Genomic DNA, 25,075 nt, shown 5'->3' with positions numbered 1-25,075 from the left:
GACGGCGGCATGACTTCCTATACTCGGGCGGATTGACGTTTACGTCATGGTAAATCAAGGAAACGTGCCGCGTGCAGCGCGGCAGCACCGCGAAGGCCCCACCGCATGAATTCCCTCGAACAGGAACTGCACTACCCGCTCGGCGAACGCCTGCCGGGCGCCGGCGAGACGCTGGAGGTCGCGCCCGGCGTGCGCTGGCTGCGCATGGGCCTGCCCTTCGCGCTCGACCACATCAACCTGTGGCTGCTGCGCGACGCGATCGACGGCCGCGAGGGCTGGACGGTGGTGGACTGCGGCATCGACACCGCGCCGACGCGCGAGGCGTGGGAGCAGGTGTTCGCGACGCGGCTCGAGGGCCTGCCGGTGCTGCGCGTGATCGTCACGCACATGCACCCGGACCACATCGGCCTCGCGCACTGGCTGTGCGAGCGCTGGAGCACGCCGGAGCACCCCTGTCGCCTCTGGATCAGCGCGACCGACTACAACGCCGCCTGCGTCGCGAGCGCGCGCACCACCGGCTTCGGCGGCGAGGCGGCGGCCGCGCACTTCCGCAGCCACGGCCTGCTCGATGCGGATTCGCTGGAGAAGGTGCGCGCGCGCGGCAACTACTACGGCTCGATGGTGCCGAAGGTGCCGGCGAGCTTCCGTCGCCTGCTCGACGGCGCCTCGGTCGGGATCGGCGGGCGCGGCTGGCGCTGCATCGTCGGCCACGGCCACTCGCCCGAGCACATCTCGCTGCACTGCGAGGCGCTCGGCGTGCTGATCTCCGGCGACATGGTGCTGCCGCGCATCTCGACCAACGTCAGCGTGATCGACATCGAGCCCGAGGCGAACCCGCTCGCGCTCTTCACCGCGTCGCTCGAGCGCATGCGCGCGCTGTCCGACGACACGCTCGTGCTGCCCTCGCACGGCCGGCCCTTCGCCGGGCTGCACCGGCGCATCGCGCAGCTGCTCGCGCACCACGAGGAGCGGCTCGCCGACGTGATGGCCGCCTGCGGGGAGAAGCCCTGCAGCGCCGCCGACATCCTGCCGGTGCTGTTCCGGCGCGAGCTCGACCTGCACCAGACCACCTTCGCGATGGGCGAGGCGATCGCGCACCTGCATGCGCTGTGGCACGAGGGGCGCCTCGCGCGCCGCCGCGACGCGCAGGGCGTGTGGCGCTTCGCGCCGGCCTGAGCGCGCTCAGCCGGCCGGCAGCAGCGGTGCCTGGCTCGCCTTCAGCGCCGCGCGGCGCCGCAGGTAGTCCGGCATCACCGCCGCCACATGGGCCCAGAAGCGCGGGCCGTGGTTCATCTCGTGCAGGTGCGCGAGCTCGTGCACGACCACGTAGTCGACGAGCTCGAGCGGGAAATGCACCAGGCGCCAGTTCAGCCGGATCGAGCCGTCGGCCGACGCGCTGCCCCAGCGCGTGCGCGCCGACGACAGCGCCAGCCGCGTGCAGCGCACGCCGAGCCGGGGCGCGAAGTGCGCCAGCCGCGCCTCGAACAGCGTGCGCGCCTCGCGCTGCAGCCAGCGCAGCACCGCGACGGCGATGCGCGCCGGCTCCGCATCCGCAGGCAGGCCGACGCGCAGCACGGCGGGTGTCCCGTCCGCGGCGCCGGCGGGTGCCGGGCCGTCGAGCCGCAGGCCGCGCTCGGGCACGAGCCGCAGCACCAGCGGGGCGCCGAGGAAGGGCAGCGCCGCGCCGTCGCGCCACTCGATGCGCGCCTGCTGCTGCCGGCGCTCGGCCTGCTCGGCGAGCTTGCGCAGGATCCAGGCGCCCTTGGCGTGCAGCGCCGCCTCGATCTCCGCCTGCGTGACCCAGCGCGGCGCGCTGACGCTCAGGCCCTCGGCACCGACCGTGAAGCCGATGCTGCGGCGCTGCGCACGGCGCAGCTCGTAGCGCAGGCGCAGCGTGCCGAGCGCGAGCTCGCGGTTGGCACGCGGGTGCTGCGGCGCCTGCGGCAGCGCCTCGCCCGGGCTGCCGCCCGGCGCGTCGCCGAACAGGCCGGACTGCCGCGCATGCGCGGCCTCGCGTTCGCCAGCGGACAAGGGGGGCGCGCCTCTCAGGCCGCGCGCACTGCCGCCTCGGGCAGGTCGCCGTAGGCCTCGGGGTCGAGGCGGCGCATCTCGGCCTCGATCCAGGCCTCGACCTCGCGCATCAGCTCGTCCGGGCGGCGCCCCGCGGAAGGGATCGGCGCGCCGATCGAGACCTCGATCAGGCCCGGCTTCTTCACGAAGGCGTTCTTGGGCCAGCAGCGCGCCGAGGTCACCGCGATCGGCACCACCGGCACGCCGGCGGTGATCGCCAGCCGCGTGCCGCCGGTCTTGTACTCGCCCTGGCTGCCGCGCGGCGTGCGCGTGCCTTCGGGGAACATGATCACCCAGTTGCCCTGGGCCATGAACTTCTTGCCCTGCTCGGCGACCTTGCGCCAGGCCTCGGCGCGGCGGCCGCGGTCGATGTGGATCATGTCCAGGCGCGCCATCGCCCAGCCGAAGAAGGGGATGTAGAGCAGCTCGCGCTTGAAGACGTAGGCGAGCGGGTGCGGCATCAGCACCGGGAAGGCGAAGGTCTCCCAGGCCGACTGGTGCTTGGGCAGCAGCACCACGCCGTCGCGGCGGTCGAAGCCGGCGAGGTGCTCCATGCCGCGCACCCGGTAGCGCACGCCGCAGATGACCTTGGCGCCCCACACCGCCAGGCGCAGCCAGAAGGCGCAGACCCAGTAGAGCCGCTCGCCGCGCACGAAGATCGACATCACGATCGCGACGACGGCCACCGGCACCACCGTGACGGCCAGCCACAGCGCGTACAGCACCGAACGCAGGAAATTCATAGCTTCATCCTTGCGCGCCGCGGGAGCCGGCTCCCTGCGACGCAATGATCCAGTCCGCGAAGGCGGCGAGGTCGGCATGCACGCGGGTGCCGGGCACCTGCGCGCAGAGCTGCGCCAGCCGCGCCTCGCCCATCTGCGCCGCCTTGCCGGTGCGCACCAGGTGCGGCTCGCCGCCGGCGGCCGTGCCCGCCTGCAGGTCGCGCAGCGTGTCGCCGACCACCGGCACGCCGGCGAGCGTCGCGAGGCCGTAGTGCGCGGCGAGCTGCTCAAACAGCCCCGGGCGGGGCTTGCGGCAGCGGCAGCCGTCCTCGGGCCCGTGCGGGCACCAGGCGATGCGGTCGACGCGGCCGCCGTGCGCGGCCAGCAGCGACTGCATCTTCCCGTGCATCGCGTCGAGCGTCGCGAGGTCGAACAGCCCGCGCGCCAGGCCCGACTGGTTGGTGGCGACGGCGACGGTGAAGCCGGCGCGGTTGAGCCGCGCGACGGCCTCCAGCGCGCCGGGGAGCGGCAGCCACTCGTCGGGGGACTTCACGAAGTCGTCGCGGTCCTCGTTGAGCGTGCCGTCGCGGTCCAGGACGATGAGCTTCATGCGGCGGGGCGGGGAAGGGCAGGGGAGCGGGGCATCAGTCGTTGTCGAGCCCGGCCTGCAGCGGCACGCCGCGCGAGGCGGCGTCGCGCTCGATCAGGAACTGCACGAAGGCGGCGAGGTCGGTGTGCACGCGGGTGCCGGGCACCTGCGCCGCGAGCGCGCCGAGCTCCGCGTCGTCGAGCTCGGAGGCCCGCTCGGTGCGCACCAGATGCGGCTCGCAGCCGGCCGCCTGCGCGGCCTGCAGGTCGCGCAGCGTGTCGCCGACCACCGGCACGCCGGCGAGCGGCACGCCGAAGCGCTCGCCGATCTTCTTCAGCAGGCCCGGCGCCGGCTTGCGGCAGTCGCAGCCGTCCTCCGCGGTGTGCGGGCAGATGAAGACCGCGTCGATGCGGCCGCCGTGCTGCGCGAGCAGCTCGTTCATGCGCAGGTGCACCGCGTTGAGCCCGGCCATGTCGAGCAGCCCGGTGCCCAGGCCCGGCTGGTTGGTGGCGAGCACCACGTGCCAGCCGGCATGGTTGAGCCGTGCGATCGCCTCCAGCGCCCCGGGCAGCGGCTCCCACTCGTCCGGCGAGGCCACATGCTGCTCGCGGAAGCGGTTGATGACGCCGTCGCGCCCGAGGATCACCAGCTTCAGCGCACGGTCGATGTTCGGCATGGCGCGTCCTCAGGCGGCCAGCCGCGCGAGGTCGGCGACGCGGTTCATCGCCGCGTGCAGCGTCGCGAGCAGCCCGAGGCGGTTGGCGCGCAGCGCCGCGTCCTCGGCGTTGACCATCACGCCGTCGAAGAAGGCGTCGACCGGCTCGCGCAGCGCCGCCAGGGCCCTGAGCGACTCGGTGTACTCGCCGCCCTCGAAGGCCGCGTCGGCGCGCGGCTTCACGCGCGCCAGCGCCTCGGCAAGCGCGGCCTCGGCCGGCTCCTTGAGCAGCGCCGCATCCACGCGCGGCTCGACCGCGCCCTCGGCTTTCTTGAGGATGTTGCCGACGCGCTTGTTCGCGGCGGCGAGCGCCGCGGCCTCGGGCAGCGCGGCGAAGGCGCGCACCGCGGCAAGCCGCTCGCCGACCTCGCGCAGCCGCTGCGGGCGCAGCGCGAGCACCGCGTCGACCTCCTGCGCGCTGTAGCCCTGCTCGCGCAGGCTGCCGGCGAGGCGCTCGTAGATGAAGTCCGACAGCGCCGGCGTCGGGTCGGTGATCCTCTCGCCGAAGACCTGCGCGGCGGCGCGCAGCGTCGGCTCGAGCTCGAGCGACAGGCGCTGCTCGGTCAGGATGCGGATCACGCCGAGCGCGTGGCGGCGCAGCGCGAAGGGGTCCTTGTCGCCGCTCGGCAGCTGCCCGATGCCGAACAGGCCGACGAGCGTCTCGAGCTTGTCGGCGAGCGCGACGATCGCGCCGCCGAGGTGGCGCGGCAGCTCGTCGCCGGCGAAGCGCGGCTTGTAGTGGTCCTCGATCGCCTGCGCGACCTTCTCGCCGAGGCCGTCGTGGCGCGCGTAGTAGCCGCCCATGATGCCCTGCAGCTCGGGGAACTCGCCGACCATGTCGGTCAGCAGGTCGGTCTTCGCCAGCCGCGCGGCGGTGTCCACCTCCACGGGCAGCCGCTCGCAGCCGAGCTCCTTGCCGACCTCGGCGACGAGCGCCGCGGCGATCGCGCGCACGCGCTCCATGCGCTCGCCCTGGGTGCCGAGCTTGCCGTGGTAGACCACCTTGGCGAGGCCGGGCACGCGCGACTCGAGCGTCTTCTTGCGGTCCTGGTCGAAGAAGAACTTGGCGTCCGCGAGGCGCGGGCGCACGACGCGCTCGTTGCCGCCGATCACCGCCGACGGGTCCTCGGGGCGGATGTTGCTGACGATCAGGAACTTGTTGGTGAGCTTGCCGGCGCGGTCGAGCAGCGGGAAGTACTTCTGGTTGGCCTTCATCGTCAGGATCAGGCACTCCTGCGGCACCTCGAGGAAGGCTTCCTCGAACCGGCCGACGAGCACGTTCGGGCGCTCGACCAGCGCCGTCACCTCGTCGAGCAGCGCCTCGTCGCGCACCGGCTGCAGCTCGGAGCCGGCCTGCGCGGCCGCCGCGGCGAGCTGGCGCGCGATCTCGGCGCGGCGCGCTTCGAAGGCGGCGATCACGGCGCCCTCGCGCTCGAGCTGCCCGGCGTAGGCGTCGGCGTCCTGCAGCACCACCGGGTCGGCGGCGGCCTCGAAGCGGTGGCCGTGCGTCTCGCGGCCGGACTGCAGGCCCAGGGCCGCGACCGGCACCACGTCGGCGCCGTGCAGCGCGACCAGGCCGTGCGCCGGGCGCACGAAGTGCACGGTGGTCCAGCCCGGCCGGAAGTCCGGCCCCTCGCCGCTCTCGAGCTGGTAGCTCATCACCTTCGGGATCGGCAGCTTCGCGATCGCCTCGTCGAGTGCCTTCTGCAGCCCCTCGGCCAGCGTCGCGCCGGGCATCAGCTTGTCGAGGAACAGCGCCTCGGCCTTGCCGTCCGTCTGGCGCTTGAGCTCGGGCACCGCGGAGGCGTCCGCGCCGAGCGCGGCGAGCTTCTTGAGCAGCGCCGGCGTCGGGCGGCCCTCGGCGTCGAGCGCCACCGCGACCGGCATCAGCTTCTGCTGCACCGCGCGGTCGGCGGCCCTGGAGGCGACGCCGGTGAGGTGCACCGCGAGGCGGCGCGGCGACGCGTAGGGCGTCGCGACCGCGTCCGCCGCGGCGAGGCCCTGCGCCTGCAGGCTCGCGGCGAGGGTGCCGGCGAACGATTCGCCGAGCTTCTTCAGGGCCTTGGGCGGCAGTTCCTCGACGAACAGCTCGACCAGCAGGTTCTTCGTCGTCATGTTCAGGCCGCCTTCTTCTCGTTCTTCTCGATCTGCGCCGTCACTTCGGCCGCCCAGTCCTTCGGCGCCATCGGGAATCCGAGGCGCGCGCGGCTGTCGAGGTAGCTCGCCGCGACGCTGCGCGCGAGGTTTCGGATGCGGCCGATGTAGGCGGCGCGCTCGGTCACGCTGATCGCGCCGCGCGCGTCGAGCAGGTTGAAGGTGTGCGCGGCCTTGAGCACCTGCTCGTAGGCCGGCAGCGCGAGCTTCTGCTCCATCAGGTGCCTGGCCTGCTTCTCGTGCGCCCCGAAGGCGTGCAGCAGGAAGTCCACGTCGCTGTGCTCGAAGTTGTAGGTGCTCTGCTCCACCTCGTTCTGGTGGAAGACGTCGCCGTACTTCAGGTCCGGCGCGCCGTCCTTGCCCTTGGCGTAGACGAGGTCGTAGACGTTCTCCACGCCCTGCAGGTACATCGCCAGGCGCTCCAGCCCGTAGGTGATCTCGCCGGTGATCGGCTTGCAGTCGATGCCGCCGACCTGCTGGAAGTAGGTGAACTGCGTCACCTCCATGCCGTTGAGCCAGACCTCCCAGCCCAGGCCCCAGGCACCGAGCGTCGGGTTCTCCCAGTCGTCCTCGACGAAGCGGATGTCGTTCTTCCTCAGGTCGAAGCCGAGCGCCTGCAGCGAGCCGAGATACAGCTCGAGGATGTTCGCCGGCGCGGGCTTGAGCACCACCTGGTACTGGTAGTAGTGCTGCAGCCGGTTCGGGTTCTCGCCGTAGCGGCCGTCCTTGGGGCGGCGGCTCGGCTGCACGTAGGCGGCGCGCCAGGGCTCGGGGCCGATCGCGCGCAGGAAGGTGGCGGTGTGGCTGGTGCCGGCACCCACTTCCATGTCGTAGGGCTGCAGCAGGGCGCAGCCCTGGGCGTCCCAGTACTCCTGCAGGCGCAGGATGATTTGCTGGAAGGTCAGCATCGTGATGGTCTCTGGTCTTGAAGGGCGAGCCGCGTGCGGTTTGCGCGCCGGCGCCGGGCGGAATCCGGGATTCTATGAGGCAGGGCGCTCCGTGTCGGCGCGGCGGCGCCACAGCCCTGCCAATCCCAGCACGGCGAGCGCGCCGGCGACGAGCGGCCACAGGCCCCAGGCAGACATCCAGCGCGCGTAGGGCGTCAGGCCGGTGCGGCCCTGCACCGGGGCGGTGAGCGTGCCGCGCGTGTGCGGCTCGAGTGCGTGCGTCACCTGGCCGTGGTGGTTGATGACGACGGTCGCGCCGGTGTTGGTGGCGCGCACCATCGGCCGCTCGAACTCGAGCGCGCGCAGCCGCGAGATCTGCAGGTGCTGCGGCACCGCCACCGTCTCGCCGAACCAGGCGATGTTGCTGATGTTGGCGAAGATCGTCGGCGCGCGCGCCGGGTCGGCGAAGCGCGCGGCCAGCTCCTCGCCGAACAGGTCCTCGTAGCAGATGTTCGGGGCGATGCGCTCGCCGCGCACCTCCAGCGACGGCGCGTTCAGCGGCCCGCGCGAGAAGTCGCCCAGCGGCATGCGCATCAGGTCGACGAACCAGCGGAAGCCCGGCGGGATGAATTCGCCGAAGGGCACCAGGTGGTGCTTGTCGTAGCGGTAGACGGTGCGGCCGTCGACGAGGCCGAGCGCCGAGTTGGTGTAGCCCTCCTCGAAGCTGCCGAGGGGCACGCCCACGAGCGCGCTCTTGCCGTGGCGGGCCAGCTGCCGCTCCAGGTCCTGCCACCAGCCCTCGGGCAGCTGCTGCGGCAGCAGCGGGACCGCGGTCTCGGGGGTGATCACGAATTCGCCCTCGGCGTCGAGCAGCGCGTTCACGTACCAGTCCAGCGTCTGCGGCAGGTGCTCGGCCGAGAACTTCTCGTCCTGCGGCACGTTGCCCTGCAGCAGCGAGATCGAGAGGGTCTGCGAGGGTTCGGTGAAGCGGGTGTTCGGCAGCAGGCCGGCGAGGCTGCCGAGCAGCACGAGCAGCGCGGCGGCGATCGCCGCGCTGCGCCAGCCTCGGCGGGCCCACAGGTGGCCGAGCGTCGCCGCGAGCAGCGCCGAGACGAAGCCGATGCCGTAGACGCCGATCCAGGGCGCCAGCCGCCCGAGCGGGCCGTCGGCATGCGCGTAGCCGGAGGCGAGCCAGGGAAAGCCGGTGAAGATCGTCGCCCGCGCAAGCTCGGCCAGCAGCCAGGCGGCGGCGAACACCAGCGGCGGCCACAGCCGGCTGCGCTTCACCAGCGCGACATGGGCGGCCATCGCGGCCGCGAGATACAGCGACAGCGCGGCGCACAGCGCGGCGACGGCGAGCGCCGCGAGCCACGCCGGCATGCCGCCGTAGCGGTGCATGCTGACGAACAGCCACCACACGCCGCCGGCGAGCCAGCCGAAGCCGAACAGGCCGCCGAGCCAGGCGGCCGAGGCCGCGTGCGGCGCCAGAGCGACGCGCCAGGCCAGCAGCGCGAGCGCCGCCGGCTGCAGCGCATGCAGCGCCGGATGCGAGAAGGACTGGGCGTGCAGCAGGCCCGCCGCGGCGGCGAAGGCGCGTTCGAGCCCGCGCCGCATCAGCTGCGGGCCGTCGTCTCGGGCGCGGCCTGCTCGGCCCGCGTGACCTTGAACCAGCGCACCGCGCCGGCGCGCGTGAGCATCACCGAGAAGCGCAGCCCGCCGACCTCGACCGTCTCGCCGCGGCGCGGCACGTGGCCGAGCTCGTGCGCGACCAGCCCGCCGATGGTGTCGAAGTCCTCGACCGGCAGCGCCACGCCGAAGCTGCGGTTGACGGCATCGATGTCGGCGTCGCCGGCCACGCGCAGGCTGCCGTCGGCGAGCGTGTAGAGACCGGTCTCGCCGTCCTTGTCGTCGAACTCGTCCTCGATCTCGCCGACGATCTCCTCGAGCACGTCCTCGATCGTGATCAGCCCGGCGGTGCGGCCGAACTCGTCGATCACGATCGCGAGGTGGTTGCGGTTGGAGCGGAAGTCGCGCAGCAGCTCGTTGAGGCCCTTGGACTCGGGCACGAACACCGCCGGGCGCAGCAGCGTGCGCAGCTTCAGCTCCGGCGCGCGCTGCAGCTTCAGCAGGTCCTTGGCCATCAGGATGCCGATGATGTTCTCGCGCTTGCCCTGGTAGACGGGGAAGCGCGAGTGCCCGGCGTCGATCACCGCCGGCAGCAGCTCCTCGTAGGGGGCGTCGATGTCGAGCAGGTCCATGCGCGGCGCCGCGACCATCACGTCGCCGGCGGTGAGGTCCGCCATGCGCAGCACGCCCTCGAGCATGGCGCGCGACTCGGGCGCGATCAGGTCGCGCTCCTCGGCGTCCGCGAGGGTTTCGATCAGTTCGTCCTTGGAGTCCGGACCGGGGGAGAGGAATTCGACCACGCGAGACAGCAGGGTGCGCTTGTCCGCGGGCCGGGACATTCGACCAGGATAAGGGTCAGACATCGCTTGCGCGAAGAGTGATGAAAGAGGCTTAGGATACCCGAATGCCGGCAAGGCATAAAAGGCACACCGGCCGCATGCTTGACAGGCTCCGTAAACTTGAAAAATCTGCCCAGGGCCCTGCGGCTGCTTTCCACATTCAAAAAGGTCTCAATATGTCCCAAGGCCTCATCCCTGCCACCATCCTGACCGGCTTCCTCGGCAGCGGCAAGACCACGCTGCTCAAGCGCGTGCTGTCCGAGGCGCACGGCCAGAAGATCGCGGTGATCGAGAACGAGTTCGGCGAGGAGAACATCGACAACGACATCCTCGTCACCGAATCGAAGGAGCAGATCGTGCAGATGAGCAATGGCTGCATCTGCTGCACGATCCGCGAGGACCTGCGCGCCACGCTCACCGACCTCGCCGCCAGGCGCCGCAAGGGCGAGCTCGACTTCGACCGCATCGTGATCGAGACCACCGGCCTGGCCGACCCCGGCCCGGTCGCGCAGACCTTCTTCATGGACGACGAGATCGCCGAGAGCTTCCTGCTCGACTCGATCCTGACGCTGGTGGACGCCAAGCACGCCGAGCGCCAGCTCGACGAGCGCCAGGAGGCGCGCCGCCAGGTGGGCTTCGCCGACCAGCTCTTCATCAGCAAGACCGACCTGGTGGACGAGGCGGCCGCGGACGCGCTGTCGCACCGGCTCAAGCACATGAACCCGCGCGCTCCGCAGCGCCGGGTGCATTTCGGCGAGGTGCCGATCTCCGAGGTGTTCGACCTGCGCGGCTTCAACCTCAACGCCAAGCTCGACATCGACCCGGAGTTCCTGAGCGAGGGCGCGCACGACCACGCGCACCACGACCATGATCACGAGCATGGCGAGCACTGCGACCACCCGCACCACCACCATCACGACGACGACGTGAAGTCCTTCGTGTTCCGCTCGGAGCGCGCCTTCAACCCGGCGCGGCTGGAGGACTTCCTGGGCACGCTGGTGCAGATCTACGGCCCGCGCATGCTGCGCTACAAGGGCGTGCTCTACATGGCCGGCACCGACCGCAAGGTGATCTTCCAGGGCGTGCACCAGCTGATGGGCAGCGACCTGGGGCCGAAGTGGGCCGCGGGCGAGACGCCGATGAGCAAGCTGGTGTTCATCGGCATCGACCTGCCGCGCGACATCTTCACCCAGGGTCTGGAGCAGTGCCTCGCCTGAACGGGCGGCACCCGGGTGCGGGGATTCCCCTCCCGGGTGCTTCCGCGCCCTCGCTACAATCGCGGCGCCCTTCAGACCCGGTCCGCAAGACAAGGTGGATCGATCCCATGGAACTGCGAGGAGACGGAACGTGAGCAAGACCCCGGCCCCAGGACGCGCCGCCCCGCGGGCGACCCCTGCGTCCGGCGGCTGCGCCCGTTCCCGGGCGGTTCCCCTGCGGTCTCCGCGTGAAGTCCGGGCGCGGCCGGGCCGGCGAGTGCTGACGGCCCCCTCGGCCTTCCGTCCTCCAATGCGGGCGCTGCAGCCCGCGCATCCCCGACAGGAACAATGAACAAGACCCAAGCATCGGCTGTGTTCGACAGCCCCAAGGCCGCCGCGGCTTCCGCGGATCCCCAGCTGGCGAATGCCTGGAAGACGAAGACGGCGGCCGAACTGACCGATGCCGAAGTGCTCGCGATGCCCGACTCCGAGTACATGAGCGATCTGCAGCTCGATTTCTTCCGCAACAAGCTCAAGCGCCTGAAGGAAGACCTGCTGAGCAACGCCGGCGAGACCACCGAGCACCTGCGCGAGGACACGAGCATCGTGCCCGATCCGGCCGACCGCGCCACGATCGAGGAGGAGCATGCGCTCGAGCTGCGCACGCGCGACCGCGAGCGCAAGCTGCTCAAGAAGATCTCCCAGGCGCTCGCCCGCATCGACGCCGGCGACTACGGCTACTGCGACGAGACCGGCGAGCCGATCGGGCTCGGCCGCCTGATCGCGCGGCCCACCGCCACGCTGTCGCTCGAGGCGCAGCAGCGCCGCGAACTCAAGCAGAAGATGTTCGGGGACTGAGGCCGCGCGGCCGTGACGCCCCGGGTCTCCCCCTCACCGTGCGGCCGCCCCTTGGCGGGGCGGCGCCGCACAGCCGTTCGCAACTGAGCCGGCTTCGCTGCTGTACAAGGGATTCCATGTCGGACACGAAAGACAACGGCGGCTTCCTGCGCAAGGTCGTGCGCTTCGTCTCCCACCCGACCACCGAGTGGTCCGAGCTGGGCCATTCGACGCACGGTGGTGCCCGCGAGACCGAGTACGCCAAGTCCGAGCTCAAGGCGGCGATCGAGCGCAAGCGCCGCAACGACTTCGTGCGCAAGCGCGAGTTCGACATGCTGCGCAAGGTGCGGCGCGAGGGCCTCAACGAGGCCGTGCTCGGCGCGATGGGGCAACTGCACCTCGACTCCGAGGTGCGCATGAGCGACCTCGCGACGCGCTCGGACGTCGGCGTGAAGGCCAAGATCGACGCGATCGAGCAGCAGATGGTGGGCGAGGGGATGGCCCCGCCGCGCACACGTGCGGCTGCCGGCGCCGCAGCGACGGCCCCGGCCCGGCCTGCCGCCGCCGCCGCGCAGCCCGCTCGCCCGGTGCCGCCGCGCTCCGGCCCGGTGCCGGCGCCCGAGGCGGTGCCGACGCTTCAGCCGCAGCCGGTGACGCCGCTGCCGGCGCGCACTGCGCCGCCGTCCCCGGCGGCGCCTGCCAACGCTGCAGCGGCCGCCGCGCCGCTCCCGGCCGCCCGCGCGAGCGCGGCTTCCCCGGCCGCCGCGCCGCCCGCAAACCCGGCGCCGGCTCCAGCGTCCGCGGCCCTCTACGACCCCTTCGCCGTCGAGGTCAACGAGGTGGTTCACGACCCGGAGCTCGACGAGATCGTCATCGCCTTTGCGAACGCCGATTTCGCCGGCAGCGAGGCCACGCTGCGCGCGCTGGTCGAGCCCGGCGGGGCACGGGCCCGCCATCCCGAGACCTGGCTGGCCCTGTTCGACCTCTACCGGGCCACCGGCCAGCAGGCGAAGTTCGAGAGCCTCGCGCTGGAGTTCGCGCGCGGCTTCGGCCTGTCGGCGCCGCAGTGGTTCTCGCTGCCGCGCATGGCAGCCGAGATCGACGCGCCTCCCCCGGCGGACGATGCGGCGGCGGCGGCCGGGGCGGAGTCGGCCGAGGAGGCGGTGCAGGAAGCCGGCTGGGTCTGCCCGGAGGACCTCGACGAGGCGGGCGTCCGGGAGCTGCGGGCCCGGGCGGCCCATCTGCCGGCGCCCTGGGTGCTCGACTGGTCCCACCTGCAGCGCATTGTTCCCTCGGGCGTCGGCGTCCTGCACGAGACGCTCGCCGGCTGGTGCCGCGAGCCGCTCGAGATGCGCTGGCGCGGCGCGGACCGGCTGCTCGGCGTGCTGCAGGAGGCGACGCCGACGGGCGCGCGCGAGGTCGAGCCTGCGAACTGGCTGCTGCGCCTGGAGGCGCTGCGCCTGGTCAACCGGCCCGACCAGTTCGACGAGGTGGCGATCGACTACTGCGTCACCTACGAGGTCTCGCCGCCGTCCTGGGAGCCGGCGCGCTGCCAGGTGCAGCTGGAGGGCGACGACGCCTTCGCGCAGGAGCAGCCCCTCACCCGCATCGGCGAGGTCTCGACGATGTTCGTCGAGTCGCAGCTCACCCACGAGCCGTCCCTGATCGAGCTCGCCTCGGTCGAGCTCTGCGGCCAGCTGGTGGGCGACATCTCCGGCCTGCTGCACGGGCTCGAGCAGCGGCTGGGCAGCGCGGCGATCGTCAACGTCTGCTGCACGCGGCTGATCCGCGTCGACTTCATCGCGGCCGGCGACCTGCTCAACTGGGTGCTGGCGCGACGCACCGAAGGGCGTACCGTCGTGTTCGAGGAGGCGCACCGGCTGCTCGCGCTGTTCTTCGGCGCGATGGGCATCACCGAACATGCCCGCGTCAAGGTGCGCAACGTCTGACGCGGTGCCCCGTGCCGCGGCGGCCCGCTGCGGCGGGCTTGCGGTCCCCGGCGCGCGCGCAAGGGCTTGAAGCGGGCCGTGCGGCCCCCATCTGAGGCGCTTATGGAACCCTACCACGGCACCACCATCGTCAGCGTGCGCCGAGGCCGCCAGGTCGCCCTCGGCGGCGACGGCCAGGTCACGCTCGGCCACATCGTCGTCAAGGCCTCGGCCCGCAAGGTGCGCAAGCTGCACCGCGACCAGGTGCTCGCCGGCTTCGCCGGCGCCACCGCCGACGCCTTCACGCTGTTCGAGCGCTTCGAGGCCAAGCTCGAGAAACACCAGGGCCATCTCGTGCGCGCCGCGATCGAGCTGACCAAGGACTGGCGCACCGACCGGGTGCTGCGGCGCCTGGAGGCGATGCTCGCCGTCGCCGACCGCGAGGCCTCGCTGATCATCACCGGCAACGGCGACGTGCTCGAGCCCGAGCACGGGCTGATCGCGATCGGCTCGGGCGGCGCCTATGCGCAGGCCGCCGCGCGCGCGCTGCTCGGCCACACCGAGCTCGCGCCGGGCGAGATCGTCAAGAAGTCGCTCGAGATCGCCGGCGAGCTGTGCATCTACACCAACCAGAACCACACGATCGAGACGCTGGAGTGATCCGGCGTGCCGGCCGCGGCCCCGCCCGCCGCCGCCGGCGCCGCGCCGTCCCCGCCGCGGGGACGCGCGTCTCGACCCCTCCCGTGTTCCCCGTCACCCGCGAGCGCGCACCATGTCCTCCATGACCCCCCAGGAAATCGTTTCCGAACTCGACCGCCACATCGTCGGTCAGGCCCAGGCCAAGCGCGCGGTGGCGATCGCGCTGCGCAACCGCTGGCGCCGCCAGCAGGTCGACGAGAAGCTGCGCCCGGAGATCACGCCGAAGAACATCCTGATGATCGGCCCCACGGGCGTGGGCAAGACCGAGATCGCGCGGCGCCTGGCCAAGCTCGCCGACGCGCCCTTCATCAAGGTCGAGGCGACCAAGTTCACCGAGGTCGGCTACGTCGGCAAGGACGTGGACTCGATCGTGCGCGACCTCGTGGACATGGCGGTCAAGCAGACGCGCGAGGCCGAGATGCGCAAGGTGCGCTCGCGCGCCGAGGACGCGGCCGAGGACCGCGTGCTCGACGTGCTGGTGCCGCCGCCGCGCAGCGACTTCGGCCTCTCGCCGGCGCCGGCGGGCGACAACACCGCGCGCCAGGTGATGCGAAAGCGCCTGCGCGAGGGCGCGCTCGACGACAAGGAGATCGAGATCGACGTCGCCGACGTCAAGCCGCAGCTCGAGATCATGGGCCCGCCCGGCATGGAGGAGATGACCGAGCAGCTGCGCGGCATGTTCGCCAGCCTCGGCAACCAGCGCCGCAAGACCCGCAAGCTCAAGATCGCCGAGGCGATGAAGCTGCTCGTCGACGAGGAGGCGGCGCGCCTGCTCAACGAGGACGAGGTGCGCGCGCAGGCGGTGCACAACGCCGAGCAGAACGGCATCGTCTTCATCGACGAGATCGACAAGGTCGCCTCGCGCAGCGAGACGGGCGGCGCCGAGGTCTCGCGCCAGGGCGTGCAGCGCGACCTGCTGCCGCTGGTGGAGGGCACCACCGTCAACACCAAGTACGGCATGGTCAAGACCGACCACATCCTCTTCATCGCGTCGGGCGCTTTTCATCTGAGCAAGCCGAGCGACCTGATCCCGGAGCTGCAGGGGCGCTTCCCGATCCGCGTCGAGCTCGGCTCGCTGTCGGTCGACGACTTCGAGGCGATCCTGACGCAGACGCACGCGAGCCTCGTGAAGCAGTACCAGGCGCTGCTCGCCACCGAGGGCGTGACGCTGGAATTCACGCCCGAGGGCATCCGGCGCCTGGCGCAGATCGCCTGCGACGTCAACGAGCGCACCGAGAACATCGGCGCGCGGCGGCTGTCGACGGTGATGGAGCGGCTGCTCGACGAGGTGTCCTTCGACGCCGCGAAGCTCGAGGGCCAGAGCGTCACGATCGACGCGTCCTACGTCGAGGCGCGGCTCGCGGAGCTGTCGAGGAACGAGGACCTGTCGCGCTACATCCTCTGAAGCGCGACGACGGGCGCGGGCGAGGCGGCGGCTGCGCCCCCCGCCCCGGCCGGGCTCACTCCTGGCCGGACTTGGCCAGCAGCTCGAAGTGCTCGACCTGCGGCATGCGCGCGAAGAAGGGGCCGACGATCGCGCGCCACTCGCCGAAGGCCGGCGACTCGCGGAAGTCCACCGTGTGGTTCTCGAGCGTCTCCCAGAAGATCATCAGCACGTAGCGCTCGGGCGACTCGATCCCCTTGTTGACCTTGTAGCCGCGAAAGCCCCGGGCCTTCGCGATCACGGTGTCGAGCCCGCGCTGGATGGCCGCGTCGAATTCGGCCTGGCGGCCGGGCTGGATCAGGATGTCGGCGACTTCGAGGATCATTTCTTCGGTTTCCTTGGAGAAAACCGCGATCCTAGCGCGGCGCCCGGCTTCAGGCCGCGAACAGCGGCTGCGGCGGCGTCGCGAAGCGCTCCTGCTGGCCCAGGTGCAGCAGCCCCTCGAAGATCAGCGAGTCGATCAGCTCGTGCTCGAGCTCGAGGTAGGGCGTGACCTTCCAGCCCGCGCCGCCCGTGACCAGCAGCAGCGGCGGCTCGCCGGCGTGCTCGGCGAGGTGGCGGTGCATGCGCTCGATCGCGCCGGTGATCGCGTAGGTGCCGCCGCTCGTGAGCGCGTCGGAGGTGTTGGTCGGGAAGCCCACCACCTCGCCGGTGGGCACGCGCAGGCCCGCGGTGCCGCTCTCGAGCGCGCGCAGCATGATGCCGTGGCCGGGCAGGATCAGGCCGCCCAGGAAGCGGCCGTCGGCGTCGAGCGCGTCGGCGGTCACCGCGGTGCCGATCATCACCACCACCGCCGGGCGCGGCCGTCCGCTGCGCAGCACGCGCGAGCGCGCGCCGATCAGCGCCACCCAGCGGTCGGTGCCGAGCCGGCCCGGGTGGTCGTAGCCGTTGGTGACGCCGCCCTCGCTGGCGCTCGACACCACCCAGCGCGGCGTCACGTCCCACAGCTCGAGCTGCTCCTCGACGCGGCGGCGGATCGCCTCGCCCGCCACCACGCAGCCGAGCACTGTCGAGGGCGGGGGGATGTGCCGCCATTCGGTCTCGGCCAGGTCGTCGATGGTCTCGAGGTGGACCGCACCATGCGCGATCACGCGGGCGTCCGGGCGGGGGGCGTCGTAGAGCGCCCACTTCAGACGCGTGTTGCCGATGTCGATGGCGAGAAAGCTCATGGTGATGGGAATTATCGTGATCTGCCTTGCGGCGTCCGCGGCTCAGCTCGCCAAGCCCGCACTGCCGACCCAGCGTTCGATCGCGGTGACGGCCGCGTCGTCGAGCGGCACCTGCTCGCGCCGGCACAGCATCAGCACGTTCGCGGCGAGCCGGCGCGCCAGCGTCGGAGCGTCGTCGCGGCCCTCGCCGAACACGTGTCCGCCGAGCAGCAGCCCGCGCAGCAGGAAGTTGACGTCGGCGCGGCTCACCGACAGGCCCGCGTCGCGGCAGCGGTCGCGCGCTCGCTTGCCGGTCTCGGTGAGCTGGAAGGGCCGCTGCGCGAGGTCCTCGGCCACGGCCTCGATCAGCGCGCGGTACTCCGCGGGCGTCAGCAGCGGCGTGCCGGTGGCCTCGTTCACCTGGCGCGCGAGCGCGAACAGCTCGGCGTCCTCGCCCCAGGCGCTCGCCGTGTCGCTGCCGTTGGTCTGGGTCGGCGTGCCGTGGCGCAGCGGGTCGTAGATGCAGCCGCCCGAGGCGTTCCACATCACCGCCAGCTCGCCCAGGTCCAGCGTCTCGACGAAGCGGCGGAAGGAGCCGTGGCCGCCCCAGTCACGCGCGAGCTCGCGGTGCTGTCCGGAGATCATCACCGCCAGCCGTGCGCAGGGCACCGGCCGGACCGCCGCGGCGACGGTGTCGACGATGAAGCGCGTCACCTCCGCGGCCTCCTCGGCGTCCTGGGGGCGCGGCAGCGGCAGCGCCGCCGGCTGCGGCACCGCGAGGACGAGGGGGGCAGGCGGCTCCGGCGCCTCGACGCCGCCGGGCGCGGGCAGCGCCTCGTCGTCCTCCTCGAAGCCGAGCGCCTCGCGCACGAAGTCGTCGGCGTCGATCAGCAGGTCGGCCGAGGCCTGGTAGGCCGCCGACGGGAAGCCCACCGCGAGCACAGTGGTGCGGCGGTCGAAGCGGCGCAGCTTGCGCAGCACCGGCGTGAAGTCGGCGTCGGCGGAGAAGAGGATGAACTCGTCGTAGCGCGTCTCGTGCTGCAGCAGCTCGACGATGTCGAGCACCATGTGGATGTCGGTGCTGGTCTTGCCCTCGCTCGTCATCGCCGGGCAGTCGGTGATCTCGAAGCCGGCGCGGTTGAACGAGGGCCGGAAGCGCTGGAAGACCTGCGGGTTCAGGTAGCAGCGCCGCACCAGCAGCCGCCGCCGGGTGGCGCCGGCGGGGGCGTCCTCGGGCAGCGGCAGAGAACGGACGAGCCACTCCACCCACTGCTGCGGCTGGCGCGCGAAGCGGTCGGCCACGAGCGGGTCGAGCTTGCGCAGGCCGGAGTAGACGTTGTCGAAGTCGACGAACAGGGCGCTTTTCATGCGGGACGGTACTCGGTGCGGGGTGGGGACGGGTGCGCAGCATAGCGCCAGCGCGGGCCCGGGCGGCGCGCCCGGGCCTCGGGCACGGCTGCGCCGTGACATAGGACAGGCGAGGAGCGGCGGTTACCATCGGCGTTCCGTCCCTTCCGCGAGCACCGAGTGAAGCCCTGGTCGTCCCGTCCCGCACTCCCGCGTCCGCTGCGCGACTGGCTGCGCGGCGAGGGCTCGCTCACCGCGCGGCTGCGCGCGGGCGCCGAGCGGCTGGAGGTGCGGCGCAGCTTCGAGGGCACGTCCTGGCCGACCGCGGACGAGCTCGTCGCGCTCGGGCTGCGGCGGCGCTTCCGCGCGCACGTGCGCGAGGTGCAGCTGTGGCGCGACGATCAGCTGCTCGTCGCCGCGCGCAGCGTGCTGTGCGCGCGCCACGCGCGCGGCGTCTGGCGCGCGGTGCGCGGCCTGGGCGAGCGGCCGCTGGCCGAGCTGCTGTTCGGCCGCCGGCCGGTGCCCCGCGCGCCGCTGGAGTTCGCGCGGCTGCACCGCGGCATGCCCTGCCTGCGCCGGCTGCGCCGCGCCTGGCCCGAGCGGCTGCGCGGGGACGTGCGCCGCGCCTGGGCCCGGCGCTCGGTGTTCCGGCGCCGCGGCGCGCCGCTCTTGCTGACCGAATGCTTCCTGCCGGCGCTGGGCCGGCTCGACCCCGATGCCGGGGCGCCGCCGACGCGGCCCCCGGTCCGCAGGCGTCCGGCACGACGGGACTGAGGCCGGCCGCGTCTTCTTCTTTCGTCCCGCAGGAGGAGCATTTCAATGAGCATCCAGACCGTCGGCATCATCGGCGCCGGCACCATGGGCAATGGCATCGCGCAGGCCTGCGCGGTCAGCGGCATCGACGTCGTGATGGTGGACGTGGCCGAAGCCGCTGTGCAGAAGGGCCTGGCCACCGTGGCCGGCAGCCTCGACCGCCTGATCAAGAAGGAGAAGATGACGGCGGCCGAGAAGGACGCGGCGCTCGCGCGCATCAAGGGCTCGACCGACTACGGGGACCTGCAGGGCGCACAGCTCGTCATCGAGGCCGCGACCGAGAACCTGGAGCTCAAGATCCGCATCCTCAGGCAGCTCGACGCGCTGCTCGCGCCCGAGGTGATCGTCGCGAGCAACACCTCGTCGATCTCGATCACGCAGCTCGCCGCGGTGACGAACCGCGCCGAGCGCTTCATCGGCATGCACTTCTTCAACCCGGTGCCGATGATGGCGCTGGTCGAGATCATCCGCGGGCTGCAGACCGGCGACGCGACGCACGACGCGGTCAAGGCGCTGGCCGAGCGGCTCGGCAAGACGCCGATCACGGTGAAGAACGCGCCGGGCTTCGTCGTCAACCGCATCCTGGTGCCGATGATCAACGAGGCCTTCTTCGTGCTCGCCGAGGGGCTGGCGACGCCCGAGGACATCGATGCGGGCATGAAGCTCGGCTGCAACCACCCGATCGGGCCGCTGGCGCTCGCGGACCTGGTGGGCCTGGACGTGTGCCTGGCGGTGATGAACGTGTACTTCACCGAGTTCGCCGACTCGAAGTACCGGCCCTGCCCGCTGCTCAAGGAGATGGTCGCCGCCGGCCGGCTCGGCCGCAAGACCGGGCGCGGCGTCTACACCTACTGAGGCGCAGCCCGGCCGCGTCCGGGGCAGGGCGGGACGTTCCCGCCGTGGGGGGCAGCCGGCAGCCTGCCCGCGCGGGAGCCGGCCCGCAAGGGCGTGCCCCTCGTGCGGCGGGGGCACGCCGGGCCTCGCGCCGCGCGGCGGCGGCGGCGACGTCACAATGGGACGATCCACGGAGGGATGCCCATGACGTCACAGAGCTTCGCCACCGAGCGCTTCGAGAACGCCGAAGCCGCACTCGAGCGCGTGCGCGCGATCTACGACCAGCAGATCGGCCTGCTGCGGGAGTCCCTGCAGCGCTTCGTCGCCGGGGAGGACCTGCCCGGCCACGTGCGGGCCTGCTATCCGTTCGTGCGCGTGCACACCGACACCGTGGCGCGCGCCGACTCGCGGCTGAGCTACGGCTTCGTCGCCGGCCCCGGCACCTACGAGACCACGCTCACCCGCCCCGACCTCTACGGCCGCTACTACCTCGAGCAGTTCCGGCTGCTGCTGCGCAACCACCGCGTCGCGCTCGACGTCGGCGTGAGCCAGCAGCCGATTCCCGTGCACTTCTCGCTCGCCGAGGGCGACCACCTCGAGGGCAGCCTGCCGCCGGAGCGCCGGCTGCTGATGCGCGACCTCTTCGACCTGCCCAACCTCGCGGTGATGGACGACGGCATCGCCAACGGCACCTGCGAGACGGCGGCCGGCGAGCCGCACCCGCTGGCGCTCTTCACCGCGCCGCGCGTGGACTACTCGCTGCACCGGCTGCGCCACTACACCGGCACCGCGCCGGAGCATTTCCAGAACTTCGTCCTGTTCACGAACTACCAGTTCTACATCGACGAGTTCGTGCGCATGGGGCGCGAGCTGATGCTGCGCCGCCCCGACCCCGACCACCCCTCGGACGACGACGAGACGGTCGCCTTCGTCGAGCCGGGCAACGTCGTCACGCGCCGCGCCGGCCGCGCGCCGGAGCCCGGCGACGAGCTCGGCAGCGTGCCGCCGCGGCTGCCGCAGATGCCGGCCTACCACCTCGTGCGCCCGGACCGCGGCGGCATCACCATGGTCAACATCGGCGTCGGCCCGGCCAACGCCAAGACCATCACCGACCACATCGCGGTGCTGCGCCCGCACGCCTGGATCATGCTCGGTCACTGTGCCGGCCTGCGCAACACGCAGCAGCTCGGCGACTACGTGCTCGCGCACGGCTACGTGCGCGAGGACCATGTGCTCGACGAGGACCTGCCGCTGTGGGTGCCGATCCCGCCGCTGGCCGAGATCCAGCTCGCGCTCGAGCAGGCGGTGGCCGACATCACGCGGCTGCAGGGCTACGAGCTCAAGCGCATCATGCGCACCGGCACCGTCGCCTCCACCGACAACCGCAACTGGGAGCTGCTGCCGCACCGCACGCCCGAGCGCCGCTTCAGCCAGAGCCGCGCGATCGCGCTCGACATGGAGAGCGCGACGATCGCCGCCAACGGCTTCAGGTTCCGGGTGCCCTACGGGACGCTCCTGTGCGTGAGCGACAAGCCGCTGCACGGCGAGATCAAGCTGCCGGGCATGGCCAACCACTTCTACCGCGAGCGCGTCGACCAGCACCTGAGGATCGGCATGCGCGCGGTCGAGATCCTGCGCCGCGCCAGCGCCGGCCAGCTGCACAGCCGCAAGCTGCGCAGCTTCGCCGAGGTCGCATTCCAGTAAGGGCCCCTCCGCCTTCGCACGTCGCTTGCTTGGGAGCCCGGCATGCGAATGCCCGACATCCTCGAGACGCCGCGCTGCCTGCTGCGCAAGCCGCAGCCGGGCGACGCGGTCGCCGCCTTCGCCGGCTATGCCGGCGACCCGCGCGTGACGCGCTACCTCGGCTGGCGCCCGCACGCGAGCGTGGCGGACACGCGGCGGCAGATCTCCTACGACCTGTTCCGCTGGCTCAAGGGCAGCGGGTGGACCTGGATGGTGCTCAGGCGCGACACCGAGGAGCTGGCGGGCCTCGTCGAGCTGGTGCCGCTGTCCGGGCAGCCGCACCGCGCGCGCATGGGCTACCTGCTCGGCGCGGCGCACTGGGGGCGCGGCCTGATGAGCGAGGCCGCCGGCGCGGTGCTGCGCGAGGCGATGGCGCAGCCGGACGTGTTCCGCGTCGACGCGGTCTGCGACGTCGACAACGGTGCCTCGGCGCGCGTGCTCGAGAAGATCGGCATGCAGTACGAGGGCGTGCTGCGGCGCTACATCGTGCACCCCAACGTGTCCGACGAGCCGCGCGACGTGCGTCTGTACGCCGCGGCGCGGCCCTGAGGCGGGCGAGGAGGGCCGGCTCAGCCCAGCAGCGAGGCCAGCGGCACGATCGCGAACCAGGCCGTGAAGCCGAGCGCACGCGCCATCAGCGCGTCGATGCGCCCGGGCGGCGAGCGGCGCTGCCGCAGCGCCCGCAGGCCCGCGGCGAGCCACAGCGCGTGCGCCGCCGCGGGCACGATGAGCGCGCTGTAGGCGCCGCCGGCCACGCCGAAGGCCCACCAGGCGAGCCCGAGTGCCGCGGCGAGCAGCGCCGAGGCGGCGGCGAGCGCGAGGCTCGCCGGGATGCCGAGCTTCACCACCAGCGTGCGCTTGGCCGCGGCGCGGTCGGCATCGTGGTCCGGCACGCCCGACAGCACGATGGCCGGGAACACCGCGACGGCGAGCGGCACGCCGAGCAGCCAGGGCAGCGGCGAGGCCGCATCGCCCCCCTGCAGCAGCCAGCCGGGCAGCATCACGCCGGCGCTGTGCGTGAGCGCCACGGCGAGCTCGCCCAGGCCCCGGTGGCTGAGCTTGAGCGGCGGCACCGTGTAGCCGAGCGCCAGCACCGCCAGCACCGCGAAGGACGCCAGCAGCGGCGCGGCAGGCGCGGCCGAGACCTCGACCAGCAGCGCCAGCACGAAGACGAAGCCGGCCAGCGCGAGCGCGATGCCCGCGCCCATCGACCCGGGCGCGATGCTGCCGTCCACCAGCACCCGCGAGCCGCCGGTGAAGGGGCCGGCGTTGCGGTTGATCGCGTCGCTGCCGCGGTCGAACCAGTCGTTGCAGAAGACGGTGGCGGCCTCGAGCAGGAAGAGCGCGAGCAGGCCCAGCGCCCAGGCGGCGAGGTCGAGCGGGCGGCCGCCCGCCGCCGCCAGCGCCGCCATCGTGTAGGCCAGCCAGGCCATCGGGTGGAACTGCAGGCGCAGCGCGCGCAGCCAGGCGGCCACCGGCTGCCACGCCCGCTGCCCCGGGCTCAGCACGCCGTCGCGCAAGCGCAGCCCGAGCGCATGCGCCTGGCGCAGCCACTCCCGCCGCTCCTCGGGAGCCGAGGTGACGACCGGGCCGAACTCGGTCTGGCGCACCGTGCGCACGCCGCAGTAGCCGAGCGTCGCGACCGCCAGCGCCCGGTGGCCCGGCGCGAGCTGCACGAGGCGGTAGATGCCGCGCGGCGTGTCCAGCGTCGTGATCAGCTCGGCGGTGCGGCCCGCCAGCAGCTTCTCCCAGGCACCGTCCTCGCGGTGCGCGAAGGCGAAGCCCGGCGTCAGGCAGCGGTCGAGGAAGCCCTTGAGGCGCGCCGGGAAGCTGCCCCACCACACCGGGTGGACGAACACGAGATGCTGCGCCCACACGATGTCCTGCTGCGCCTGCGCGAGCACCGGCTCCAGCGGCTGCTGCTCGGGCGAGGCTGCGTGCACGTCCGGATCGAACTCGGCCTGCGCCAGCCGCAGCACGCGCACCTGCGCGCCGGCATCCATCGCGCCGTCGCAGTAGGCGGCGGCCAGCGCCTCGCAGAAGCTGCCCGGGCGCGGATGCCCGAGCACCAGCAGCACCCTCGCGCGGCTCGACACGGATCGGTTCTCCCTTGGCGCGGCGCAACGATCCGCCGGCCGCGGCGGGACTGCCGGCCGGCTCGCGGCCGCTCGTGCCGTGCTTGTACCGCAAGGGGCTGGACGCGGCGGGGGATGCCGGCCGGCGCACGGGTCCGGGCCCGGGTGTCCCCCGAAGCGCGGGGCGAGGGTCAGGCCGCGCGCGGCTTCACCTTCGCGGCGGCCTCCTTCGCGAGCCGCCGCGCCTGCTCGACGTCGGCGTCGTGCGCGAGCGCGACGCCCATGCGGCGCCGGGCGAAGCTCTCGGGCTTGCCGAACAGGCGCAGCTCGGTCTGCGGCACGCGCAGCGCCTCGTCGACGCCGTCGAAGACGATGCCGGCGGCCTCGACGCCGCCGTAGATCACGGCGCTCGCGCCGGGGCTGCGCAGCGAGGTGTCCACCGGCAGCCCGAGGATCGCGCGCGCGTGCAGCTCGAACTCGTTCTGCCACTGCGTGGCCATCGTCACCATGCCGGTGTCGTGCGGGCGGGGGCTGACCTCGCTGAACCAGACCTGCTCGCCCTTGACGAACAGCTCGACGCCGAACAGGCCCTGGCCGCCGAGGTCGTCGGTGACGGCCCTGGCGATCTGCTGCGCCTTCTCGAGCGCCGCCGGGTGCATCGGGTGCGGCTGCCAGCTCTCGACGTAGTCGCCCGCGACCTGCACGTGGCCGATCGGCGCGCAGAACCGGGTCTCCACGCTGCCGTCGGCGCCGCGCGCGCGCACCGTCAGCAGCGTGATCTCGTAGTCGAAGTCGATGAAGCCCTCGACGATCACGCGGCCGTGGCTGACGCGCCCGCCCGCCATCGCGTAGTCCCAGGCCTTGCGCACGTCGGCCGGGCCGTCGATCCGGCTCTGGCCCTTGCCCGAGCTGCTCATCACGGGCTTCACGATGCACGGATAGCCGATCGCGGGGCCGTCCGTGCCGTCGATCGCCGCCTGCAGTTCTTCCAGCGAGTCGCAGAAGCGGTAGGGGCTGGTCGGCAGCTGCAGCGTCTCGGCCGCGAGCCGGCGGATGCCCTCGCGGTCCATCGTCAGCCGCGCGGCGCGCGCGGTCGGGATCACGCGCACCACGCCCTGCGCCTCGAGCTGCTCGAGCATGGGCGTGGCGATCGCCTCGATCTCGGGCACGACGAGCTGCGGCCGCTCGGCCTCGATCAGCGCGCGCAGCGCCTCGGGGTCGCTCATCGCGATGGTGCGCGCGTGGTGCGCCACCTGCTGGCCGGGCGCGTTCTCGTAGCGGTCCACCGCGATCGTCTCGACGCCCAGGCGCTGCAGCGCGATCAGCACCTCCTTGCCGAGCTCGCCCGAGCCGAGCAGCATCACGCGGGTGGCGGTGGGGGACAGCGGGGTGCCGAGGCAGGGCAGGGC

General features: G+C 72.6%; 23 protein-coding genes. 10 read left to right on the top strand and 13 right to left on the bottom strand.

Going from position 1 to position 25,075, the window contains the following annotated elements; genetic code table 11:
* Positions 1 to 105 precede the first annotated feature (105 nt).
* Entirely contained in the window at positions 106 to 1,176 is a 1,071-nt protein-coding gene (locus D3A59_RS05240) for an MBL fold metallo-hydrolase (RefSeq protein WP_119153841.1), read from the top strand.
* Between the two features lie 6 nt (positions 1,177 to 1,182).
* Here the strand turns inward: D3A59_RS05240 and D3A59_RS05235 are convergent, their stop codons facing one another.
* The 8 genes from D3A59_RS05235 to D3A59_RS05200 form a co-directional block, all read right to left on the bottom strand.
* Entirely contained in the window at positions 1,183 to 2,031 is an 849-nt protein-coding gene (locus D3A59_RS05235; RefSeq protein WP_240635946.1) for a M48 family metallopeptidase, read from the bottom strand.
* A gap of 14 nt (positions 2,032 to 2,045) precedes the next feature.
* Entirely contained in the window at positions 2,046 to 2,813 is a 768-nt protein-coding gene (locus D3A59_RS05230) for a lysophospholipid acyltransferase family protein (RefSeq protein WP_119153840.1), read from the bottom strand.
* A 4-nt stretch (positions 2,814 to 2,817) separates the two neighbouring features.
* On the bottom strand, positions 2,818 to 3,402 hold the full coding sequence (gmhB, locus tag D3A59_RS05225) for a D-glycero-beta-D-manno-heptose 1,7-bisphosphate 7-phosphatase (protein ID WP_119153839.1): 585 nt from the start codon (positions 3,400 to 3,402) through the stop codon (positions 2,818 to 2,820).
* A 34-nt stretch (positions 3,403 to 3,436) separates the two neighbouring features.
* Entirely contained in the window at positions 3,437 to 4,057 is a 621-nt protein-coding gene (gmhB, locus tag D3A59_RS05220) for a D-glycero-beta-D-manno-heptose 1,7-bisphosphate 7-phosphatase (protein ID WP_119153838.1), read from the bottom strand.
* Positions 4,058 to 4,066: 9 nt separating this feature from the next.
* Entirely contained in the window at positions 4,067 to 6,211 is a 2,145-nt protein-coding gene (gene glyS / locus D3A59_RS05215) for a glycine--tRNA ligase subunit beta (RefSeq protein WP_119153837.1), read from the bottom strand.
* Between the two features lie 2 nt (positions 6,212 to 6,213).
* The gene (gene glyQ, locus D3A59_RS05210) at positions 6,214 to 7,158 is read right to left on the bottom strand and encodes a glycine--tRNA ligase subunit alpha (RefSeq protein ID WP_119153836.1); all 945 of its coding nucleotides are present in this window, start codon (positions 7,156 to 7,158) and stop codon (positions 6,214 to 6,216) included.
* A gap of 72 nt (positions 7,159 to 7,230) precedes the next feature.
* On the bottom strand, positions 7,231 to 8,751 hold the full coding sequence (gene lnt / locus D3A59_RS05205) for an apolipoprotein N-acyltransferase (protein WP_119153835.1): 1,521 nt from the start codon (positions 8,749 to 8,751) through the stop codon (positions 7,231 to 7,233).
* Entirely contained in the window at positions 8,751 to 9,626 is an 876-nt protein-coding gene (locus D3A59_RS05200) for an HlyC/CorC family transporter (protein WP_119153834.1), read from the bottom strand. Before D3A59_RS05200 ends, lnt begins: the two co-directional genes overlap by 1 nt.
* A 152-nt stretch (positions 9,627 to 9,778) precedes the next feature.
* Between D3A59_RS05200 and D3A59_RS05195 the strand changes: the two genes are divergently transcribed.
* From D3A59_RS05195 to hslU, 5 genes are all read left to right on the top strand, one after another.
* A complete protein-coding gene (locus tag D3A59_RS05195; RefSeq protein WP_119153833.1) occupies positions 9,779 to 10,819 on the top strand; it encodes a CobW family GTP-binding protein in 1,041 nt (346 codons plus the stop codon).
* Between the two features lie 327 nt (positions 10,820 to 11,146).
* Complete coding sequence (dksA, locus tag D3A59_RS05190) at positions 11,147 to 11,656, top strand: RNA polymerase-binding protein DksA (protein ID WP_119153832.1); 510 nt, start codon at positions 11,147 to 11,149, stop codon at positions 11,654 to 11,656.
* A gap of 116 nt (positions 11,657 to 11,772) precedes the next feature.
* Positions 11,773 to 13,584: an STAS domain-containing protein gene (locus tag D3A59_RS05185; RefSeq protein ID WP_119153831.1), complete on the top strand. Its 1,812-nt coding sequence runs from the start codon at positions 11,773 to 11,775 to the stop codon at positions 13,582 to 13,584.
* Positions 13,585 to 13,686: 102 nt separating this feature from the next.
* Positions 13,687 to 14,223: an ATP-dependent protease subunit HslV gene (gene hslV, locus D3A59_RS05180; protein ID WP_119153830.1), complete on the top strand. Its 537-nt coding sequence runs from the start codon at positions 13,687 to 13,689 to the stop codon at positions 14,221 to 14,223.
* A 112-nt stretch (positions 14,224 to 14,335) separates the two neighbouring features.
* Entirely contained in the window at positions 14,336 to 15,667 is a 1,332-nt protein-coding gene (hslU, locus tag D3A59_RS05175) for an ATP-dependent protease ATPase subunit HslU (RefSeq protein ID WP_119153829.1), read from the top strand.
* A gap of 55 nt (positions 15,668 to 15,722) precedes the next feature.
* Here the strand turns inward: hslU and D3A59_RS05170 are convergent, their stop codons facing one another.
* From D3A59_RS05170 to D3A59_RS05160, 3 genes are read right to left on the bottom strand one after another with little or no spacing between them, the layout of a single operon-like run.
* Complete coding sequence (locus D3A59_RS05170; protein ID WP_119153828.1) at positions 15,723 to 16,031, bottom strand: antibiotic biosynthesis monooxygenase family protein; 309 nt, start codon at positions 16,029 to 16,031, stop codon at positions 15,723 to 15,725.
* A gap of 49 nt (positions 16,032 to 16,080) precedes the next feature.
* Positions 16,081 to 16,875, bottom strand: coding sequence for a type III pantothenate kinase (locus D3A59_RS05165; RefSeq protein WP_119153827.1), 795 nt, complete (start codon positions 16,873 to 16,875; stop codon positions 16,081 to 16,083).
* 42 nt (positions 16,876 to 16,917) lie between these two features.
* Positions 16,918 to 18,222 (bottom strand): NYN domain-containing protein, encoded by a 1,305-nt coding sequence (locus D3A59_RS05160; RefSeq protein WP_119153826.1) that lies wholly within the window; start codon positions 18,220 to 18,222, stop codon positions 16,918 to 16,920.
* Positions 18,223 to 18,381: 159 nt separating this feature from the next.
* Here D3A59_RS05160 and D3A59_RS05155 point away from each other — a divergent pair, with 159 nt between their 5' ends.
* The 4 genes from D3A59_RS05155 (at position 18,382) to D3A59_RS05140 (ending at position 22,140) form a co-directional block, all read left to right on the top strand.
* Complete coding sequence (locus D3A59_RS05155; protein ID WP_119153825.1) at positions 18,382 to 18,975, top strand: chorismate--pyruvate lyase family protein; 594 nt, start codon at positions 18,382 to 18,384, stop codon at positions 18,973 to 18,975.
* A gap of 45 nt (positions 18,976 to 19,020) precedes the next feature.
* Complete coding sequence (locus tag D3A59_RS05150; protein WP_119153824.1) at positions 19,021 to 19,869, top strand: 3-hydroxybutyryl-CoA dehydrogenase; 849 nt, start codon at positions 19,021 to 19,023, stop codon at positions 19,867 to 19,869.
* 183 nt (positions 19,870 to 20,052) lie between these two features.
* The gene (locus tag D3A59_RS05145) at positions 20,053 to 21,552 is read left to right on the top strand and encodes an AMP nucleosidase (RefSeq protein WP_119153823.1); all 1,500 of its coding nucleotides are present in this window, start codon (positions 20,053 to 20,055) and stop codon (positions 21,550 to 21,552) included.
* A gap of 42 nt (positions 21,553 to 21,594) precedes the next feature.
* A complete protein-coding gene (locus D3A59_RS05140; RefSeq protein ID WP_119153822.1) occupies positions 21,595 to 22,140 on the top strand; it encodes a GNAT family N-acetyltransferase in 546 nt (181 codons plus the stop codon).
* A 20-nt stretch (positions 22,141 to 22,160) separates the two neighbouring features.
* On the opposite strand, the gene D3A59_RS05135 is transcribed toward D3A59_RS05140, so the two are convergent.
* Together D3A59_RS05135 and purT are read right to left on the bottom strand one after the other, a co-directional pair.
* Complete coding sequence (locus D3A59_RS05135; RefSeq protein ID WP_119153821.1) at positions 22,161 to 23,687, bottom strand: NAD(P)H-dependent oxidoreductase; 1,527 nt, start codon at positions 23,685 to 23,687, stop codon at positions 22,161 to 22,163.
* 170 nt (positions 23,688 to 23,857) lie between these two features.
* Positions 23,858 to 25,072: a formate-dependent phosphoribosylglycinamide formyltransferase gene (purT, locus tag D3A59_RS05130; RefSeq protein WP_119153939.1), complete on the bottom strand. Its 1,215-nt coding sequence runs from the start codon at positions 25,070 to 25,072 to the stop codon at positions 23,858 to 23,860.
* Positions 25,073 to 25,075: the final 3 nt, after the last annotated feature.

The sequence above is a fragment of the Caldimonas tepidiphila genome (assembly GCF_003569765.1).
Lineage (GTDB): Bacteria > Pseudomonadota > Gammaproteobacteria > Burkholderiales > Burkholderiaceae_C > Caldimonas > Caldimonas tepidiphila.
The sequence above is the reverse complement of the archived record's forward strand: the minus strand, read 5'-3'. Positions and strand labels throughout refer to the sequence as shown.